Consider the following 18,059-nt stretch of genomic DNA (forward strand, 5'->3'; position numbering starts at 1 on the left):
TTAGTATTTAAGAACCCAAAGTTTTTCTTCAAAATTAGCTTGTATGCTCTCAGCATGTGCTAAAGCGTCCTGAACATTATCAAAATCAGAAACACTCAATCTGTAAAACAGCTTATTTCCAAAAGGATAAATGATCTTGCAGCTAGTACCCTCACTCATCAATTTCTTTGCCAAGTCTGCGGCCAAATCATCATCGATGAAACTACCTACAATCACAAAATATCTACCTGCTCTACTTTGAACATACTCAAGTGTAGGTACCACCTCTTCTACAATCGGCTCTTCGATCACAGGCTCGGGCTCTACTGGTGCAGGTGCTGGCTTTGGCGCTTCTTGCTGTACGATGACAGGCTCTTCTTTTTGATAGAAAAAGTTGTAGTAAACTAAAGCACCTATCAAGACAATCAAGGCAATAACAATCCCTGCAACCAATCCGTTTTTATTGGATGATTCAGTGTTTTCTGTTGAACTGTTTGTATTTTCTTCCATCTTTGGTATGGGTTTAGTGCTCGAAGGAGCAGTGGTTTTCTTAGGAGTAGAAGTTGGTTTTAGGCCTTCTTCTAGGGGATTTAAGTTTACTTCCGGCAAGCCAAAATCATCATCTTTTTTATTTGTATTACTTTTTCCTTGCTGACCTTTCGGATTTTTTTGTGCCATTTTATAAAAATTGTTGTTCGTTTGGTAGTTTAAATCAACTCTAATCTAAGGTTTTTTTGACAATCGCATCAAAATAAAGGATTAAATTATTCCAATGGACTGTTTCTCAAAGGAATATTTTATCAAAGTTTAAATGATAAACCTCCCAAAATCTGGAATCCTCTAGTATCGTAATTCAAATATCGTTGATATTCTCTTCCAAGTGCATTGTCCAGATTGAGGAATAAGCCCACTCTAGGAGTCATTTGAAAATCTGTTCGAAAGTTAAGATCTATAAATGGGTCAAGTCTAGTCGTAAATCCTGACTCAAGGTTAAGCGCATCTATCCCTCCCATAAAGGTCACATCACCTTGGAAAGTCCATTTTGCTAATGGCTTGACTGTATTGTAGACTTTGATGCTATACTGCGGTCTATGATAGGCTTCTTGTAAATTTTCTAAATCATACCTGTACATATCCGCTCTAAGCCCTACCTTGTAGATGTCATTTTTATCATAGTGGAAGCCCACGAAGATATTAGAAGTTCTGCTAAATCCTGACTCATAGATAAGATCAAACCTAGTAGAATCTGAGGCAGCATTGGCCATAAAAGCTTCATTGGTACGCTCTGCATAACTAAAGCCTACTTCGAAATTGAAATCTCCCGCTAATCGTCCATTCACTTTGGCGGAAGCTTCATACAGCTTATTAGTATTCAGCAGATTGAGATCATTTCTCATCCAAGGATTCATGTTGACAAAAGAGAGTAGCGTATTGCGCTCCATATCTCCATCCAAAGCGATCTCTACTGCGAGCTCTTTGATGATCTGATAGGATAGCAAAAGTGTAGGATAGATATGTAAATCGCTTTCTTTTCCTACAAAGTCATCGTTTTCTTGGACGACATTTACACCACCTTTAAAATAAAGCTGATCAGGTTGTCCTAAGGTCAAATATGGCGTTCCTCTAAAAAGGTTTCTATTCACGTTGACATTGAGATCTCTAGGAGAAGTCAAGTAAGTACCAATATCTAATCCTACTTTAAAATTAGTTTGAGGCTGATAAGCTAAGCCACCTGTGATCGTAATCTCATTTTCAGTAGCCTCATAGAAATCCTGAAAGAACCTCGCACCTAGTGTCGCTGAGTAGGTGAAAGCATCCATTTTATCCAGATTTTCTATTCCTACTTGCCCTCCAAAATTGACAAATCGCTGTCGAATATCTTCTGCCAAAATCTCAGTAGCTGGTATCGGTGTATATCCATAAAAATGATACTGATCTCTATCGAAGAAAATGTTTCCTTTGATCACTGACGTCCTACCAAAATACTGTCCTTTCAAGGCAATATTCGTATGGTTCTCAGCAGAATTCTGTTGATCCACTGGCCCATTCATGTAATTGATATGCTTGGCATGCACTCCATAAGTATATAGATCACTGTTGAGAGAATTATACCAGAGCTCACCATAAGGAGTGTTATAGTTACCATATCCAAGCTTCACATAGAGCGGATAAGTCTGCTTCTCAAGAGGCTTAAAAGCTAAGTTAAAAGGCCTAACATCTGTACTGATACCTGGCACAGGGAAAGCAAAATCCTTGAACTGATACTGCATAGAAGTTAAAGGCTTGGCTTTAGGCACAGGTGGTATTTTCTCAAAATTTCTAGACGCTACAGGAAGTGTGATCAACCTGTCCTTTTGGATGATAAACTCTGCATCCTTTATTTCACCACTTTTTTGATCTTGTGCTGTCGCAAAGCCTGCAAAACACAAGCTAAATATCCCTATGAATAATGTCTTATTGCTGATCATCTGTTGCTGTGTTTGATGGTGTAGACGCTACTTCATTTTCAGTGATCTCTTGCAGCTTGATACGTGCTTCTTCTCTGATTTCTTCTAGTGGAGATTTTTCTGCAATTGAAGTCAAGGTTGCCTTAGCTTGAAAGAGCTCATTTTGACCGATATAGTTATCTGCGAGCAGTAGATATGACCTTCCATACCAGTACTCATAGTTCATGAAGTTCTTAGCAAAGTCAAAGATCGTTTGAATGGATTTTGCAAAGTCTTTTTGCTCATAAAAATAGAAAGCAAGTAGGTATTGCGCCTCAGCACCATATTGATCTTTGGCTCCATTGATCACCTGAAGAAGATCATCAATAGCCTCCGCCCCACGGCCTTCTGCCAATATAGATTTTGCTTTAAAAAGCAATGCCTTATTCTCTGCTTCAGTAGTAACACTTCCTTGAGCAAGTATTTTATCAGAATAGAATCGTGTACTATCATAGTTGCCTAATATGTAGTATGACTCCATCAAACCATTGAAAGCATCATATTCTTGACGCTTATTCCTAGCAAGTGATAGACTTCTTCTAAAATAGGTGATCGCAGCTGTATAGTTTTTAGCACCAAATTCAAGCTCGGCTACTTTTTCGATCGCACGATTGACTTGACTTGATCTATTGTCTGAGACTACTTGATAGAAACCTTTCAAAGCCTGAGTGAAATCATTCATTCTATAGTATGAATCAGCAATGAAATAGTTAGCCTCAAAATTCAATGCACTCTTTGGATAATTTTGCTTGTAACTGTTAAAGGCTGCTATAGCACGCTCGTAACTTTGATTGAAATATAAGTTTTTGGCTGCTTCAAACTCCACATTTTCAACTGCTGAGTTTTCTGGATTCGCTGTTTTATACTTAGCTAGATAAGTGTTAAACTCTTCCACTTTATTTTGATTGAGCAAAATCCCCTGCAAACCTATCAAAGCTACATCTGCATTAGCCGAAGTAGGGTAGTCATCCAGTATCCTTTTATAATCGGCCACACTCCTATCATACTGCTGCAAATTAGAGTATGCAACAGCCCTATTTTCTAAGGCATAAGGCACAAATTGACTCAAAGGCTTCTGCGTGATCAATTGATCAAATGAAGAGATTGCTGGCTGATACTGCCCCATTTCCATATACACTCTTCCTCGCTGAAATAAACCATCTTCTACATACCTAGAGTCTGGATATGTGATGATCAATTTGTCCAATTCATCGATAGATTGGGTATTTTGATTTTGGAAATTATAAATCACACCAAGCCTAAAGTGGGCATAATCTCTAGCGGGATTTCGATCCAAAATCGCCTTTTTAAATAGTGCCTCTGCTTGAGAGAAGTTTTTAGAAACATAATAGCAATCCGCCAGTCTGATCAAGGCATCCTCATAGTTGAGTCTATTGGGACGCGTTTGAGTCTGGTCTACGTATGATTTGAATTGAGTTAGTGCTTTGGCATAGTCCTTTGTATTAAAATAAGCGTATCCCATGCCATATCTAGATTTGAGCGCACGCTCACTTGTACTAGTCCTTTCCTTTGCGATCACTTGCTCATAGTACTTGATGGCCTCTGCATAGTTTTGGGTCAAAGCATAAGCCTCAGCAGTCCAAAAAGTGGCTTCAGACGAAATCTCCACATCCATAGGAAATGTCTGAGATTTGGTAAACATCGTCACAGCATTAGGATACTTGCCATCATTGAAGAATTCAGTGCCTTTATAAAAAGTCACTTTTTGATAGGCTGACTTGATCCTATCTGACTTACGAGGCATTTTCTCAATGTGTGTGATCGCTTTATTATAATCATTAGTATTGATTAGTGCATCTGTGAAGAGTTGATTGGCTTCATCAGCATAGCTACTTGCGGGATATTGATCTAAGAATTTATCTAGACCATTGATGGCATTCCCAAAGTCTCCGACTTCAAGGTTTACTTTTGCATAGTTAAACAAAGCCTCTTCTTGTACTTGCTTATCAAAACTTAATTTAGAAGCAGCATCAAAAGCCGTAATAGCAAAGGTCTTATTGCCTGCCTTGAGATAAGAAACTCCTAAGTAATAGCTTGCATTTTGTCCCAAGCCATCAGCAACCAAGGCCACTTCCTTAAAGTTATTAGCCGCTTTGGTATATTCTCCAGAGAGATAAAAGGCCATCCCAATCTTTTGTCTGATTTCTCTACTTGGAGCTGTTTTTTCGAGGGCTAAGTATCGCTCATAGTAAGGCGCTGACTCAGCTGTTCTCTTTAACTCAAAGAGTGCATCAGCAGTCATGAGATTGATGAGTGATTCATTTTCTAATCGTCTATTGGCAGCCTTGAGTATAGGTGTCGTATAATTGACCAAGTCATTGAAATAACCCTGCCTGTAATACAGCATAGTGATCATGTAAGGTGCCTTGATAGCATAAGTACTACTTCTCTCAGCGGACCTAAAGTCTACCAGTGCCTTGTCAAAATCACCCAACTCCATCGACACATAGCCAGAAAAATAGGCTGCATCAAAAGCGTACTCACTTGTACTACGCTTCACTAAATCAAAAAATGGTGCTGCATTTTTATAATCTCTTCTTTGATAGTAGCTATAAGCCAACTTGAACTGCGTCTCAAATCGCTGCTGCTCTTTCATCTTGTTAGTATTGACCATCCTGAAATTTGCAGCTGCCACAGGATAATTTCTTTGATTGAAATAGTACTGTCCTATTTCAAAGTATGCATTGTTTACCTTTTCATGGTTTGGATACTTTTCTATAAATCTTTTGAGCATCCCTTCACCCTGAGGCTGATCAGCCATGAGCGCAGCTAGCGCCTGATAGTAAGTGCCCTCTATCTGCCAAGTCTCATTGCTGTTTTCTGCTAAAAAAGAGTCAAGCAACTCATAAGCAGCTATATATTGCTGCTTATCCATCAGAAGTCTAGCTTCATCTAGTTTTTTTTCAGGGTCATTTTGATAGAGCGTACTCTGTGCCCAGCTAGTACCTAGGGTAAGACAACAGAGAAATAGCAGGATATTTTTTTTCATGAACTAAGCGTTATCAAGCGAAAAACGAAAATACTGTTTTATTTATATAAATAAACTCAAGATTGTCTCAATGAAGCAATTTATAGACCAACTCTTTCAATACCTCTGATGGCTCCATGTCACCACTATCCACTCCCTTAGACCTTAAGTCAGCTTCTTTGATAAAGCCGATCTTATCAACCACTTGATGAATAGGATAATTTCTAGCAGCTACCATGTACTCCTTCACAAAGAAAGGATTCACACCCAGTAGATTAGCAATGTTTCTTTCTGACTTATCACTAGCATGATGTATCAGTAGTAGCTTAGTAAAGAGGTTAAAACACATACTAATCACAGGGATGATAGGATTGGCTTTAGGGTTTTGGCTAAAATACTGAATGATCTGATTGGCCTTAAAAGCATCTTTAAAAGACAATGCTTTCTGAAGCTCAAATACACTATACTCCTTACTAATCCCTACAAACTGCTGAACATGCTCTGGAGTGATCTCAATCGGCCCCTCAAAGTTGATCAGGATTTTTTCTATTTCATTAGCCAAGCGCTCTAGGTTATTACCTATAGCATCAGCGAGCATCTGTACAGCCCTAGGGTCTGCTTTGTAGGATTTCTCTTTCAAGTAATCTTCAATCCACTGAGGAATTTTATTGTCATAAAGCTTTGGTGAATTGACCAGTATAGCTGTCTTATCGATGATTTTAGCTACTGCTTTACGTCCATCGAGTGTTTTATACTTATGAGCAAAAACCAAAATAGTAGAAGGCATGGGGTTCTTCAAATAAGCCTCCAAGAGGGTTTGGCCTTGCTCCTTATTGAGATCTGGGATTTCCTTGGCCTCTTTCACAATGACTACTTGACGATCAGCCATCATGGGAAATCGCTTGGCATTGTTGAGGATAGTACTCATAGGTGATTCCTTACCATACATGATGATTTGATTAAATCCCTTCTCATGCTCCTGAAGGGCATGTTTCTCAATGTAATTACTGATAAGATCTATGTAATAAGGCTCATCACCCTGCAAAAAATAAACAGGAGCATACTTTCCTGCCTTTAAGTCTTTGAGAACATCTTGCGGTGTACTTGGCATCTTTGCTGGTTGGTTTCAGCTTAAAATTAAGAATGAAATTAAGTCATTCAAGGGTATTTTGCTATTAAATGGCTTTAATATTTCAAAATAGATCAGTCCATCGTAGGTTTGCGAACAAATCAAAGTCACGGTACGTTTCCAACTTATGGATATCAATCAAAAACTAGCGCAAGCAATCGATCAATATAGATTAAAAAATCTTAAAGGTGCACTTAACTCTATCTCTGCCATATTGAAAGTTGAGCCACTGCACCAAGAAGCTCTACTCCTCCGAGCTAAGGCCTATTGTCGTCTCAATGAGATGAAAGCTGGCCTAGCTGATTTTGATACTTTAGTAGCTGCCTATCCTAGCCAAGCGGAGATTTATGCAGAAAGAGCCGTTGCCCTACATATCAACAATAGAAATGAAGAAGCACTAGAAGATTTCAATAAAGCACTAGCACTAGATCCAGAAAATCCATACAGATATGCCTCAAGAGCCTTTTTTAGAGATCGTATAGGAGATTATCAAGGTGCTTTAGAGGACTATGAGATTACGATATCCCTTGATCCTGATGATGCGATTGCGATCAATAACATGGGCCTACTTCAAGAAAAAATGGGCTATAAAGAGCGTGCTAAAGCAACCTTCAAAAGAGCAGATGAGATCATCGGATACGAACCTCAGTTTGGAAAAGAAGCTAAGGATACTGAAAATAGTCCAGCAGAAATCAAGGTAGAAAAGAAGGTACCTCAACCGACATTTCAAAATAATAAATCAGAAAAGAAACTCACACTGAGTAGCTACACCAAAACCTTGAAAAAGATATTTGTCGATAAAAAAACTAGAAATGATTTTGGGAATTTTATCAGTTCACTCTTTAAGTCAAAAAAATAAAGCCATGTAGTACATGGCTTTATTTTTATACTAACTGTGTGATATCTCTCACACCAATTGGACGCTCTACAGTAAAGCCCTCTCCAAACTCTACATTGATCTGATGACCAAACTCACGTGCCCTAGCCTCTATGAATTTCATAAACTCTGGTGAAGAGATAAAAGAAGCTGGCTCGGTACTTTCTGGATCAAAAAACTGAGACTTAAAAGCCTTGATAGAGGCCACTTTGGTATTCCAGTGAGCAGTGATATCTACGATGAAATCAGGCTTGATATAGTTGTTTTGGATATAATGATACACATGCTTAGGCCTCCAAGCAGACTGATCTTTCCCATCATGTGTAGTTTCTATCTTTCTCAACCCAGCCATAAAACAAGCCTCAGTCGCTAACAATCCACCTTTACCATGATCCACATGTCTATCTGTTACTGCATTAGCGATCACTATATCTGGCTGATATTGTCTAATTTTCTTGATCAGTGCCAATTGATGCTCTAAGTCGATTTTAAAGAATACATCTTTGAAGCCGAGATTTTCACGAACAGAGAGACCTAATACCTTTGAAGCTGCATCGGCCTCTTGAAGTCTCAATGCTGGAGTGCCTCTCGTCCCCATTTCTCCTTGGGTAAAATCGATCACACCAACTTTCTTTCCAGCTGCGATCAAAGCAGCGATGGTACCCGAACAACCAAGTTCAGCATCATCAGGATGTGACGCAAATACAAGTACATCTAATTTCATAATCAAACTTTTATTTCTAGTGATTGACACTAGTTGATTCTGATCCTTTGGCCTATCCTAAGAATCGAGTTTCTACTTATTTTATTAAGCTGTAAGAGTCTGTTGACACTTACACGATGCCTACTGGCAATACCACTCAATGTATCTCCCCTTTTTACCCTATAGTAGACTATTTCATTGACTTTATTGATATACTCAAAAGTCTTGGGAGTAATAATATACTGTTGAGTGAGTAACTGATCACTATCAAAATCAAACATCTCTGTTGGGTTAATAGCGACTCCTTGATACCTTATCTCAAAATGAAGATGAGGACCAGTACTACGTCCAGTACTTCCTCCAAGTCCAATCACTTGACCTGCTTTGACCTCTTCCCCTACATTGACATGCATCTTAGAAAGATGACCATAGAGTGTCTCTAGTCCGTTTTTATGCCTGATCACTAAATAATAACCATATCCATAGCGGTCATACTGCCGGATCCTGACGATTCCATCCCAGACTGCGTATACGTCATCTCCTGTGTTGAGCTTAAGATCACTACCATAATGCCATCTCCAACCTCTAAAACCAAAGGGTGAAGTGATCTTGGTACCTTTGATCGGTGGGTGCCAAGAGACATCCATCAGGGAATCATATAGGACTATAGCTAACGAATCCTTAAACTTGGATACGTCAAAATCATAAATATTGATCTTCTTGGAATCCCAGAGTTGAAAATGCTCATGAGTAGTCACCCAAAGACAATCTATTTTCAACTGCTCTGAAACTTCTACCACACTATAAGTGGGCACATTGACTGAAGCGGTATCTTCTGCCAAAATAGATGGCGCCTTTCTCAGATCTATCTGGTAATTGAAGATCAAAGAGTCCGTAGTCTTTCTCAGTTCTACTAACTTCTGTTGAAAGTCCAACTCATTTAAAAGCTTGATCGCATTTTGATTGACCTCAGGAAACTGAAGCTGTATTGATTCTTTGCTTTTCCCTTTTCCCTTTCTAAACTGCCCGACAGCTTGAAAGCATAGCAGGCAGCTTAAAAAGACAAGACTCCACTTTAATGGCATAAAATAAATTAAGCTAATTCCTTCTCGGCTAGAAACCTCTCGGCATCTAGCGCTGCCATACATCCTGTACCGGCAGCAGTCACAGCTTGTCTGTAAATATGGTCTTGAGCATCTCCACTAGCAAAAACCCCCTCGATATTCGTCTTAGTACTACCTGGTTGCGTGATCAAGTATCCGCTTTCATTCATATCCAAGATCCCTTTAAAAATACCTGTGTTGGGCTCATGTCCAATGGCAACAAAAAATCCTTTAGCAGGAATATCTTTTTCTTCGCCTGTCTGATTGTTCTTTACTCTTACAGCTTCTACTTCTTGTTCCCCTAGGACTTCAACAGTTTCCGTGTTCCAAAGAACCTCTATATTTTTAGCGCCTAATACCCTTTTTTGCATGATTTGAGATGCTCTCATCTCATCTCTTCTCACGAGCATATAGACTTTGTTACAGATTTTTGACAGGTAGCTCGCCTCTTCACAGGCAGTGTCACCAGCGCCCACGACAACAACATCCATGCCACGGTAGAAAAATCCATCACAAACTGCACATGCTGAAACACCACTTCCATTGAGGCGCTGCTCCGATGGCAGATTGAGCCATTTTGCAGAAGCTCCAGTAGAGATAATTACTGCATTGGCGGTGATCTCATGCTTGTCATCCACGATAGCTTTGTGTGGATAGTTAGAAAAGTCAACTTTAGTGACTAAACCATTTCTGATTGATGTACCAAATCGCTCTGCTTGCTTTTGGAAATCCATCATCATTTGCGGACCATTGATTCCATCAGGATATCCTGGATAGTTTTCTACATCATTGGTGATCGTCAACTGACCACCTGGCTGACCACCTTGATAGAGGACAGGATTGAGACCTGCTCTTGCTGCGTAGATAGCTGCAGTATAGCCTGCTGGACCAGAACCTATGATGAGTACATTAACTTTTTCTTGTGTCATGAATGCTAGTATTTATACTTGACAAATTTTGTAAATTCAGATATGCTAACAAAGAATAATATTTTGAAATTCATCCTCGAACAAAAAAAGCCTCAAAATAGAGGCTTTCAATGATATGAACTTTTAACCTTAACCTAAGTAAGGCTTGAGTGTTTTACTTCTAGACGTATGTCTGAGTCTTCTGATTGCTTTTTCCTTGATCTGACGTACACGCTCTCTAGTCAAGTTGAATTTCTCTCCAATCTCTTCTAGTGTCATTGCATGTTCTCCATTGAGACCAAAGTATAATGTGATGACGTCTGCCTCGCGTTGCGTAAGTGTAGACAAAGCACGCTGAACTTCTCTTCTAAGAGAGTCATTCATCAACTCTGTATCTGGCTTATCTTCACCATCATTTTCTAGTACATCCAAAAGGCTGTTTTCTTCACCTTGTACAAATGGTGCATCCATAGAAACGTGACGACCAGAGATCTTCATCGTATCTACGACTTCGTTGGCAGAGACCTCAAGTACTTCTGCAAGCTCTTCAGGTGATGGTTCTCTTTCATACTTTTGCTCCAGTTCAGAGAAAGTCTTGCTGATTTTATTCAACGAACCTACTCTGTTAAGTGGCAAACGTACGATTCTAGACTGCTCCGCCAATGCCTGTAAAATAGACTGTCTGATCCACCATACGGCATAAGAGATGAATTTGAAACCACGAGTCTCATCAAATCTTTGAGCGGCTTTGATCAAACCAAGGTTACCCTCGTTGATCAAATCGCCAAGAGAAAGCCCTTGGTTTTGATATTGCTTAGCTACTGATACTACGAAACGTAGGTTAGCTTTAGTCAACTTCTCTAAGGCAAGCTGATCGCCTTCCCTGATTCTCTTGGCAAGCTCTACTTCTTCATCAGCTGTGAGGAGGTCTACTTTACCAATTTCTTGCAGGTACTTATCGAGAGATTGTGACTCTCTATTGGTGATCTGCTTACTAATTTTGAGTTGTCTCATTAAGGATTTAAGTTAAATTGTTTAAACCGTCTAATAAACAAGATTGATCAAATGAATAGTTCAATTCTTTTAAAAGCCTAATTATTCAGCCTTTGGTTCGCTAGATTCTTTTTTCTCTGGCTTTGGAAGTAAAACTTTTCTAGACAGTCTGAATTTACCTGTTTTCTTGTCTACTTCAATGAGCTTCACAGTGACTTCCTCACCTACTTCCATCACACCTTCCATAGACTCTAATCTCTCCCACTTCACCTCAGAGATGTGTAGTAGTCCGTCTTTGCCTGGCATAAACTCTACAAAAGCACCAAATGGCATGATAGATTTAACTTTACCAGTGTAAGTCTCTCCTACTTCTGGCTGAGCTACGATGCCCTTGATTCTAGAGAGAGCCTTGTCCATAGCGCCACCATCGACAGCAAAGATATGAACAACACCTTGATTGTCTACTTCTTCGATGACTACTGTAGCACCACTTTCTTTTTGGATCTCTTGGATCACTTTACCACCTGGTCCGATCACTGCTCCGATCAAGTCTCTAGGGATCTTCATCGTGTATGATCTAGGGGCATGAGGCTTGAGATCAGGTCTTGGAGCATCAAGTGTCTTAGTGATCTCATCCAAAATATGTAATCTACCAGCCTTAGCTTGAAGAAGTGCCTCTTTTAAAACCTCGAATGAAAGGCCTTCTACCTTAAGGTCCATCTGACATGCAGTGATACCATCTTTAGTTCCAGTGACTTTGAAGTCCATATCACCTAAGTGATCCTCATCTCCAAGTATATCTGAAAGGATGGCATATTTGCCAGTCTTAGCATCAGAGATCATACCCATAGCAATACCTGTCACAGGAGCTTTGATCTGCACACCTGCATCCATGAGGGCTAGTGTACCCGCACAAACAGTAGCCATTGATGACGATCCATTAGATTCTAATATATCAGATACTATACGAATTGTATAAGGGTTTTCAGCAGGCAACACTGGCTTCAGTGCTCTTAGAGCCAAGTTACCATGACCTACTTCTCTTCTACCTACACCTCTATTTGGCTTTACTTCTCCGGTAGAGAAACCTGGGAAGTTGTAGTGTAGGATAAATTTATTGTAACCAGAGATCATAGCACCATCTATCATCTGTTCATCCATCTTAGTACCTAATGTACAAGTGGTGATAGACTGCGTCTCACCTCTAGTGAATACTGCGGATCCATGTGCTGAAGGAAGGTAGTCTACCTCACTCCATATAGGTCTGATCTCTGTTGTCTTTCTACCATCCAATCTGATAGCCTCATCCAATACTAGATTTCTTGAAGCTTCTTTTTGGATATCATGATAGTATTTTCCGATAAGGAATGGATCATAACCATGATCCTCGCCTAATGACTCAACGAAAGCATCTTTGACAGCTTTGAAGTCTGCACTTCTTTCGCTCTTATTTGGATTTGCTTTTCTAGCTACAGCATATACTTTATCATAAAGTTCCGCTTGCATTTTAGCCTTGAGTTCCTCATCATGAGTCTCGTGATTATACTCTCTGATCGTTTTACCTACTTTTTTCTTCAGTTCGATCTGAGCCTCACACTGCTTGATGATCTCTTTGTGAGCAATACCTATCGCCTCGATCATGTCTTCTTCACTGACTTCTTTAGACTCACCCTCTACCATGAGGATATTATCTATAGAACCCGCTACGATCATGTCTAGAAGTGCCTCATCTATTTGCTTGCTCGTAGGATTTACTACAAACTTGTCTTCTAACTTGATCACTCTCACCTCTGAGATAGGTCCGTTAAAAGGAATATCTGATACTGCAAGTGCAGCAGATGCTGCAAGACCTGCTAGTGCATCTGGCATGATGTCTTCGTCTGCTGACATCAATGAGATAGCTATTTGTGTATCTGCATGGTAGTCATCTGGAAAAATCGGACGAATCGCCCTGTCTACCAATCTACTGATCAATATTTCATAATCTGAAAGTCTTCCCTCTCTCTTTAGGAAGCCTCCTGGGATTTTACCCGCTGCAGCAAATTTTTCTTGATAATCAACTGACAATGGAAGGAAATCCACATTTTCGCCAGCTTCTTTTTTCGAAACGACTGTAGCCAAAAGTACCGCTTTGCCCATTCTTAGGACTACTGATCCATCTGCTTGCTTGGCTAGTTTGCCAGTTTCAATTGTAATCTCTCTACCATCCTCAAGAATAATAGATTGTGTAATTACGTTTGGTAACATATAAATTTTGTTGTAAATGAAATTCGTGGAATTGTAAAAGTAAGGATTTTTGTAATATCTGAAAGGAAAAAAATAGGGATTCTTCTATGAGAATCCCTGTACGCATATTACTTACGTAAATTCAGTTCTGCTATGATAGCTCTATATCTTTCGATATCTTTTGCGATCAAGTAGTTCAGTAATCTTCTTCTTTTACCTACTAACTTCAAAAGGCCTAATCTAGAAGAGTGATCTTTTTGATTGGTTTTGAGGTGTTCTGTCAAATGCGCGATGCGGTAGGTAAAAAGTGCAATCTGAGACTCAGGTGAACCTGTATCTGTAGTTGACTTTAACCGACCATGATTTGCGAATAGCTCTTGCTTTTTCTCTTTTGCTAAATACATGCTTAGTTAAATTTATTTTAAAACAAATGCAAAGGTAAAAAAGAATAATTGAACCTTAAAATATTTAGCACAATTAATCTAACTTTTTAAATCGCTTCTTGAGCTTATCTATGGCTATGGCATAAAAATCACCATCAAATAAACGCGCATCTTTACGGGCCTGCCTCAAGAAAAACAATCCAAATGGTAAAAGAACTACATTGGAAAACCAAGCTCCATAGATCGGATCGATCAGTCCTTCTCTAGCCCACTTTTCCCCCAGTGTATTAAGCACATAAGAGATGATAAAGAATATGATCGATAGCAAAACAGGGAAACCTAAGCCACCTTTTTTGATGATCGAGCCCAGTGGTGCTCCGATGAGGAACATGATGAAGCAGGCTACCGCTTGTGTGTATTTTTGATAAATAGATATCTCATAGCGATACATATTTTTATAAGCATCATCTACATTTCTCCATTTGAGAGAGATATTAGATTTTACATTTCTAACGGAGCCCAGTGTAAAATCTACTGCTCTCTTATACTTATCTGGCGCTTCGAAGTACTTGTGAAAAGCAGCTACATTCTGCGCTTTTGTAGTCGTATCGGATCTAGTTTTCTTTGGAGGAATCACACTGACTTGTAAAGCCTCATCTTCCATAGTACTGCTGCTCACCGTAGAGGTAGATTGATCAAGCTGAGCAAGATTGTTTCTAATGATCCTTCTGTTTATCTGAGTAGTATCAGTAGCATTAGCCACTAGCACCGTATCTGGATTGATCTTTTTTGCTTCTATAGCGAGCAATGAATCCCTTACGCGCTGTTTCTCAGCCTTGATTGCATCACTTCTCGATTTCAGCTGTCTCAGCTCCTCACTGACTGGGATAGTATCTCTGAAGTGGTAGTTATAATAAGAACTGATACTTGCCATCGTATAATATTTATCATCAACTATCCTCATCTGAAAAGAATCCAAGTCAGCTTCTAACTGCTTGATCGTTCTCATTTGTCGGTTGTTGGCAAATCGCTCTTCCTCCGTTCTCCGCATCATGAGATTACTGAGATCAAAGATGATGTAGTTCTCTTCAAACCTAGTCCTAGAAAAATCCCCAGCCTTTTCAGTCCTAGCGACAGATCCGGCCTGAGGCTCAGAGTAGCTGTAGCCATTATACAACTGCAAGCGCATATATTTTCCATCTTGAAAAGAAGCCATACGCCCAGAGTCTGCTATAATCACATCTGTATTACCAGTTCCTTTATTATGATCATAGATGATCAAATCGCGCAGGATACCGTTTTCTCCTTTGTCATTAGTCTTGATACTGTATCCTGGGATACCATTATAAAAGACACCTTCTCTGATATCTAGTGAGGGCGATTTGACTTTGATGTCATATAGGAGACTATATGATTTTAAGTTGACTTTGGTGACGAGATAGTTATTTGAAAAATAAGCCCCAATGCTGACAAAAGCTACAAATACACCAATTGGAAGTAACGCTCTAGTCAATGAAATCCCTGCTCCTTTGATAGCCGTGAGCTCAAAGTGCTCACCTAGATTGCCAAATGTCATCAAAGAGGATAGCAATACAGCCAATGGCAAAGCAATAGGAGAAATACTGATCATAAAATAGGCGATCAGCTCCATGTAAATAGAAAAACCGAGGTCTTTACCGAAAATCTCATCAAAGTACTTGAGCATATTCACCGTGAGGAGAATAAAATCAACTACCAAAAAGGCAAGGAGAAATGGCCCTAAGAATGTACCTAATATGAGTTTATCTAATTTCTTCATCAAAAAGTCAACGCTTCAGATGGCAAAACTAGTAGATAAGCCTCGGCTTTAAAAATAATAAATCTATGCACCGATGATTTCTTTCAAAGAACCGATGAGCCCATCCCAGATATCTTGCATTTCTTCCTCGTCATCTTGTTCTGAATAATCGATGACTCTCAGATAAAGTGACTGTGTGAGTTCATTAAGATCCAACTCAAACTCTAAAAATGTAGGATCATCACTCGAAGCATCTGGATTATGCTTGTCTATAAACTCAAATCGAATACCGTGTAGGTTCTTTTGCATCACTATTTTGGCATAGTGATTTTCTCCATCATATATGAAGTTATATACCTTATCTTCATTGATCACTACATCATCTGCAAACCACTGAGCAAGTCCACTAGCAGTGCTCAAAAAAGGATAAACAATCTTTTTTGAAGCATTTAATTGATAATCAGCAACAAACTTTGACTTCACCATAACCCACTCATTTAAATTCGAAAAAAAACATCATAACTACGGACAATTTAGCACTTTTCGTTTGCAATTTAACATTTAGTCTTTCATATTTGCACTCCGTTTGGCGAGGTAGCTCAGTTGGTTAGAGCGCAGGATTCATAACCCTGAGGTCACGGGTTCAACTCCCGTCCTCGCTACTTGTTTTCAAAGCCCTTTCAGATGTCTATTTGAAAGGGCTTATTTTTTACCCTCACTCTTCTGACTGAGAGATACGGAAGCTTTTGGCGCTTAGATGACCCGTGATCAATATAGAAAAGAAAAAATTTATATCTCAAGCTAATTTGATTTTTTAGATAAACGGAATAAACATCCCACTAATCAGACGATCATCTACCCTGCAAAAACTGATCAAATCGATGATATTTCAAAGATTTCTAAATTTATCAGCCTGAAAATGTATTGGTTAATGCTAGTCCATTAAATATTCTTGATTCGCTTTTGGTAGTTTTGTTTCATTACACTACATTTGCACCACATTAAACAAATCAAAACGTTTAATATACCAAGGAGTGGTAGTTCAGCTGGTTAGAATGCCTGCCTGTCACGCAGGAGGTCGCGGGTTCGAGTCCCGTCCATTCCGCAAATGCTTATCAAAAGGATAGCTTTATTATATTGAAGAAATTGGAGTGGTAGTTCAGCTGGTTAGAATGCCTGCCTGTCACGCAGGAGGTCGCGGGTTCGAGTCCCGTCCATTCCGCTAAAGCCTTGAGAAATCAAGGCTTTTTTCTTTTACCCTCATTTCATGTAAGACTCCTCTTCTCACAAATTTAGTCCCCATTTTTTATCCAGCCTCTCTATCTTCATATTCAGCCACCTAGCGTATTTTAATCCATCGATTTATATGCTGCAGACCTTATATTTTTGATTAAAAGTGAGCAATTATTGGCTTTAAATTGGATTACTGCATTACCTTTGGTTTGATAAAGCGAAATAAGTTTTAACTTTACGACCCAATCAAATAGCTTATGCTTTTGGAATTTGAAAAACCTATAGCCGACTTAGAGAATAAGCTGCAAGAGATGAAAACCCTCGCAGAAGGCAAGAAAATCGATTTGTCAAAAGACATCGAGTCATTAGAAGAAAAAATTCAGGCTTTGAAAAAAGAAACATTTGCTAACCTAACTAGGTGGCAGCGTGTGCAGCTTTCGAGACATGCCGATAGACCATATACATTGGATTACATCTATGAACTCACAGAGGACTTTATAGAGATCCACGGAGATCGCAATGTCAAAGACGACAAAGCTATGGTCGGTGGACTTGGTAGCATAGACGGTCAGACTTTTATGATCATCGGTCAGCAAAAAGGACGCAATACCAAACAGAGACAAGAGAGAAACTTTGGGATGGCTAATCCTGAAGGATATCGAAAAGCCCTTCGATTGATGAAGATGGCTGAAAAATTCAACAAGCCAATCATCACACTTATCGATACTCCTGGCGCATTTCCTGGACTCGAAGCAGAAGAAAGAGGTCAAGGAGAAGCTATCGCTAGAAATCTTCGAGAGATGTTCATGCTTAAAGTACCTGTGATCTGTATCATCATCGGTGAAGGTGCTTCAGGTGGTGCACTCGGCATCGGTATAGGTGATAAAGTCTTGATGTTAGAAAATACTTGGTACTCCGTGATCTCTCCAGAATCATGCTCCTCTATCCTATGGAGAAGTTGGGACTACAAAGAGCAAGCAGCAGAAGCACTCAAGCTCACTGCCAAGGATATGGAGAAAAACAAACTCATAGATGGCATCATTCCAGAGCCACTTGGTGGAGCACACACCGATCTCAAATGGATGGCTAATGAGATGAAAAAAGTGATTAAAAAAGAAACTAAAGCACTCCTGAAACTAAGTCCCGAAGAAAGGATAACACAAAGAATCGACAAATTCTGTGCAATGGGAGTCTATAACGAATAGCTAAACAAAAAGAGTCTTTTAATCAAAGGCTCTTTTTTTATGCAAAACTCGTATATTGATTTTGTATC

Annotated in this window: 14 protein-coding genes and 3 tRNA genes; 5 read left to right on the forward strand and 12 right to left on the reverse strand. The window is 39.4% G+C overall.

The window, feature by feature from the left end:
* From I5349_RS04155 to holA, 4 genes are all read right to left on the reverse strand, one after another.
* Window positions 1-657, reverse strand: coding sequence for an SPOR domain-containing protein (locus I5349_RS04155; RefSeq protein ID WP_226389469.1), 657 nt, complete (start codon window positions 655-657; stop codon window positions 1-3).
* A 122-nt stretch (window positions 658-779) separates the two neighbouring features.
* Window positions 780-2,447, reverse strand: a complete 1,668-nt coding sequence (locus tag I5349_RS04160; RefSeq protein ID WP_226389470.1) for a TonB-dependent receptor — start codon at window positions 2,445-2,447, stop codon at window positions 780-782.
* Window positions 2,434-5,475, reverse strand: coding sequence for a tetratricopeptide repeat protein (locus I5349_RS04165; RefSeq protein WP_226389471.1), 3,042 nt, complete (start codon window positions 5,473-5,475; stop codon window positions 2,434-2,436). Before I5349_RS04165 ends, I5349_RS04160 begins: the two co-directional genes overlap by 14 nt.
* Before the next feature lie 67 nt (window positions 5,476-5,542).
* On the reverse strand, window positions 5,543-6,565 hold the full coding sequence (holA, locus tag I5349_RS04170) for a DNA polymerase III subunit delta (protein WP_226389472.1): 1,023 nt from the start codon (window positions 6,563-6,565) through the stop codon (window positions 5,543-5,545).
* A 145-nt stretch (window positions 6,566-6,710) separates the two neighbouring features.
* Here holA and I5349_RS04175 point away from each other — a divergent pair, with 145 nt between their 5' ends.
* Complete coding sequence (locus I5349_RS04175) at window positions 6,711-7,442, forward strand: tetratricopeptide repeat protein (protein ID WP_226389473.1); 732 nt, start codon at window positions 6,711-6,713, stop codon at window positions 7,440-7,442.
* Between the two features lie 25 nt (window positions 7,443-7,467).
* Here I5349_RS04175 and bshB1 read toward each other — a convergent pair whose 3' ends face one another.
* From bshB1 to I5349_RS04215, 8 genes are all read right to left on the reverse strand, one after another.
* Window positions 7,468-8,184 carry a bacillithiol biosynthesis deacetylase BshB1 gene (gene bshB1 / locus I5349_RS04180; protein WP_226389474.1) on the reverse strand — a complete coding sequence of 239 codons (717 nt, stop codon included), beginning with the start codon at window positions 8,182-8,184 and terminating at the stop codon, window positions 7,468-7,470.
* Window positions 8,185-8,213: 29 nt separating this feature from the next.
* A complete protein-coding gene (locus I5349_RS04185; protein ID WP_226389475.1) occupies window positions 8,214-9,248 on the reverse strand; it encodes a M23 family metallopeptidase in 1,035 nt (344 codons plus the stop codon).
* 8 nt (window positions 9,249-9,256) lie between these two features.
* Window positions 9,257-10,195, reverse strand: coding sequence for a thioredoxin-disulfide reductase (gene trxB, locus I5349_RS04190; RefSeq protein WP_226389476.1), 939 nt, complete (start codon window positions 10,193-10,195; stop codon window positions 9,257-9,259).
* 129 nt (window positions 10,196-10,324) lie between these two features.
* Window positions 10,325-11,188, reverse strand: a complete 864-nt coding sequence (locus tag I5349_RS04195; protein ID WP_226389477.1) for a sigma-70 family RNA polymerase sigma factor — start codon at window positions 11,186-11,188, stop codon at window positions 10,325-10,327.
* An 81-nt stretch (window positions 11,189-11,269) separates the two neighbouring features.
* Complete coding sequence (pnp, locus tag I5349_RS04200) at window positions 11,270-13,414, reverse strand: polyribonucleotide nucleotidyltransferase (protein WP_226389478.1); 2,145 nt, start codon at window positions 13,412-13,414, stop codon at window positions 11,270-11,272.
* A 107-nt stretch (window positions 13,415-13,521) separates the two neighbouring features.
* Window positions 13,522-13,797, reverse strand: a complete 276-nt coding sequence (gene rpsO, locus I5349_RS04205; RefSeq protein WP_226389479.1) for a 30S ribosomal protein S15 — start codon at window positions 13,795-13,797, stop codon at window positions 13,522-13,524.
* A 73-nt stretch (window positions 13,798-13,870) separates the two neighbouring features.
* Complete coding sequence (locus I5349_RS04210; protein ID WP_226389480.1) at window positions 13,871-15,574, reverse strand: LptF/LptG family permease; 1,704 nt, start codon at window positions 15,572-15,574, stop codon at window positions 13,871-13,873.
* 63 nt (window positions 15,575-15,637) lie between these two features.
* Window positions 15,638-16,039 carry an START-like domain-containing protein gene (locus I5349_RS04215; RefSeq protein WP_226389481.1) on the reverse strand — a complete coding sequence of 134 codons (402 nt, stop codon included), beginning with the start codon at window positions 16,037-16,039 and terminating at the stop codon, window positions 15,638-15,640.
* A gap of 102 nt (window positions 16,040-16,141) precedes the next feature.
* Between I5349_RS04215 and I5349_RS04220 the strand changes: the two genes are divergently transcribed.
* The 4 genes from I5349_RS04220 (at window position 16,142) to I5349_RS04235 (ending at window position 17,991) form a co-directional block, all read left to right on the forward strand.
* Window positions 16,142-16,215: transfer RNA gene (locus I5349_RS04220), tRNA-Met, on the forward strand.
* Window positions 16,216-16,584: 369 nt separating this feature from the next.
* A tRNA-Asp gene (locus I5349_RS04225) sits at window positions 16,585-16,658 on the forward strand.
* 43 nt (window positions 16,659-16,701) lie between these two features.
* Window positions 16,702-16,775 (forward strand) — tRNA-Asp (locus I5349_RS04230).
* A gap of 268 nt (window positions 16,776-17,043) precedes the next feature.
* Entirely contained in the window at window positions 17,044-17,991 is a 948-nt protein-coding gene (locus I5349_RS04235; protein ID WP_226389482.1) for an acetyl-CoA carboxylase carboxyltransferase subunit alpha, read from the forward strand.
* The last annotated feature ends 68 nt before the right edge of the window (window positions 17,992-18,059 follow it).

The organism is Penaeicola halotolerans (assembly GCF_016464625.1).
GTDB lineage: Bacteria > Bacteroidota > Bacteroidia > Cytophagales > Cyclobacteriaceae > Penaeicola > Penaeicola halotolerans.

What these genes read in the sequence shown, in the direction of transcription:
- I5349_RS04155 (WP_226389469.1), bottom strand. Translation starts at nt 657, where the DNA reads ATGGCACAAAAAAATCCGAAAGGTCAGCAAGGAAAAAGTAATACAAAT.
- I5349_RS04160 (WP_226389470.1), bottom strand. Translation starts at nt 2,447, where the DNA reads ATGATCAGCAATAAGACATTATTCATAGGGATATTTAGCTTGTGTTTT.
- I5349_RS04165 (WP_226389471.1), bottom strand. Translation starts at nt 5,475, where the DNA reads ATGAAAAAAAATATCCTGCTATTTCTCTGTTGTCTTACCCTAGGTACT.
- holA (WP_226389472.1), bottom strand. Translation starts at nt 6,565, where the DNA reads ATGCCAAGTACACCGCAAGATGTTCTCAAAGACTTAAAGGCAGGAAAG.
- I5349_RS04175 (WP_226389473.1), top strand. Translation starts at nt 6,711, where the DNA reads ATGGATATCAATCAAAAACTAGCGCAAGCAATCGATCAATATAGATTA.
- bshB1 (WP_226389474.1), bottom strand. Translation starts at nt 8,184, where the DNA reads ATGAAATTAGATGTACTTGTATTTGCGTCACATCCTGATGATGCTGAA.
- I5349_RS04185 (WP_226389475.1), bottom strand. Translation starts at nt 9,248, where the DNA reads ATGCCATTAAAGTGGAGTCTTGTCTTTTTAAGCTGCCTGCTATGCTTT.
- trxB (WP_226389476.1), bottom strand. Translation starts at nt 10,195, where the DNA reads ATGACACAAGAAAAAGTTAATGTACTCATCATAGGTTCTGGTCCAGCA.
- I5349_RS04195 (WP_226389477.1), bottom strand. Translation starts at nt 11,188, where the DNA reads ATGAGACAACTCAAAATTAGTAAGCAGATCACCAATAGAGAGTCACAA.
- pnp (WP_226389478.1), bottom strand. Translation starts at nt 13,414, where the DNA reads ATGTTACCAAACGTAATTACACAATCTATTATTCTTGAGGATGGTAGA.
- rpsO (WP_226389479.1), bottom strand. Translation starts at nt 13,797, where the DNA reads ATGTATTTAGCAAAAGAGAAAAAGCAAGAGCTATTCGCAAATCATGGT.
- I5349_RS04210 (WP_226389480.1), bottom strand. Translation starts at nt 15,574, where the DNA reads ATGAAGAAATTAGATAAACTCATATTAGGTACATTCTTAGGGCCATTT.
- I5349_RS04215 (WP_226389481.1), bottom strand. Translation starts at nt 16,039, where the DNA reads ATGGTGAAGTCAAAGTTTGTTGCTGATTATCAATTAAATGCTTCAAAA.
- I5349_RS04235 (WP_226389482.1), top strand. Translation starts at nt 17,044, where the DNA reads ATGCTTTTGGAATTTGAAAAACCTATAGCCGACTTAGAGAATAAGCTG.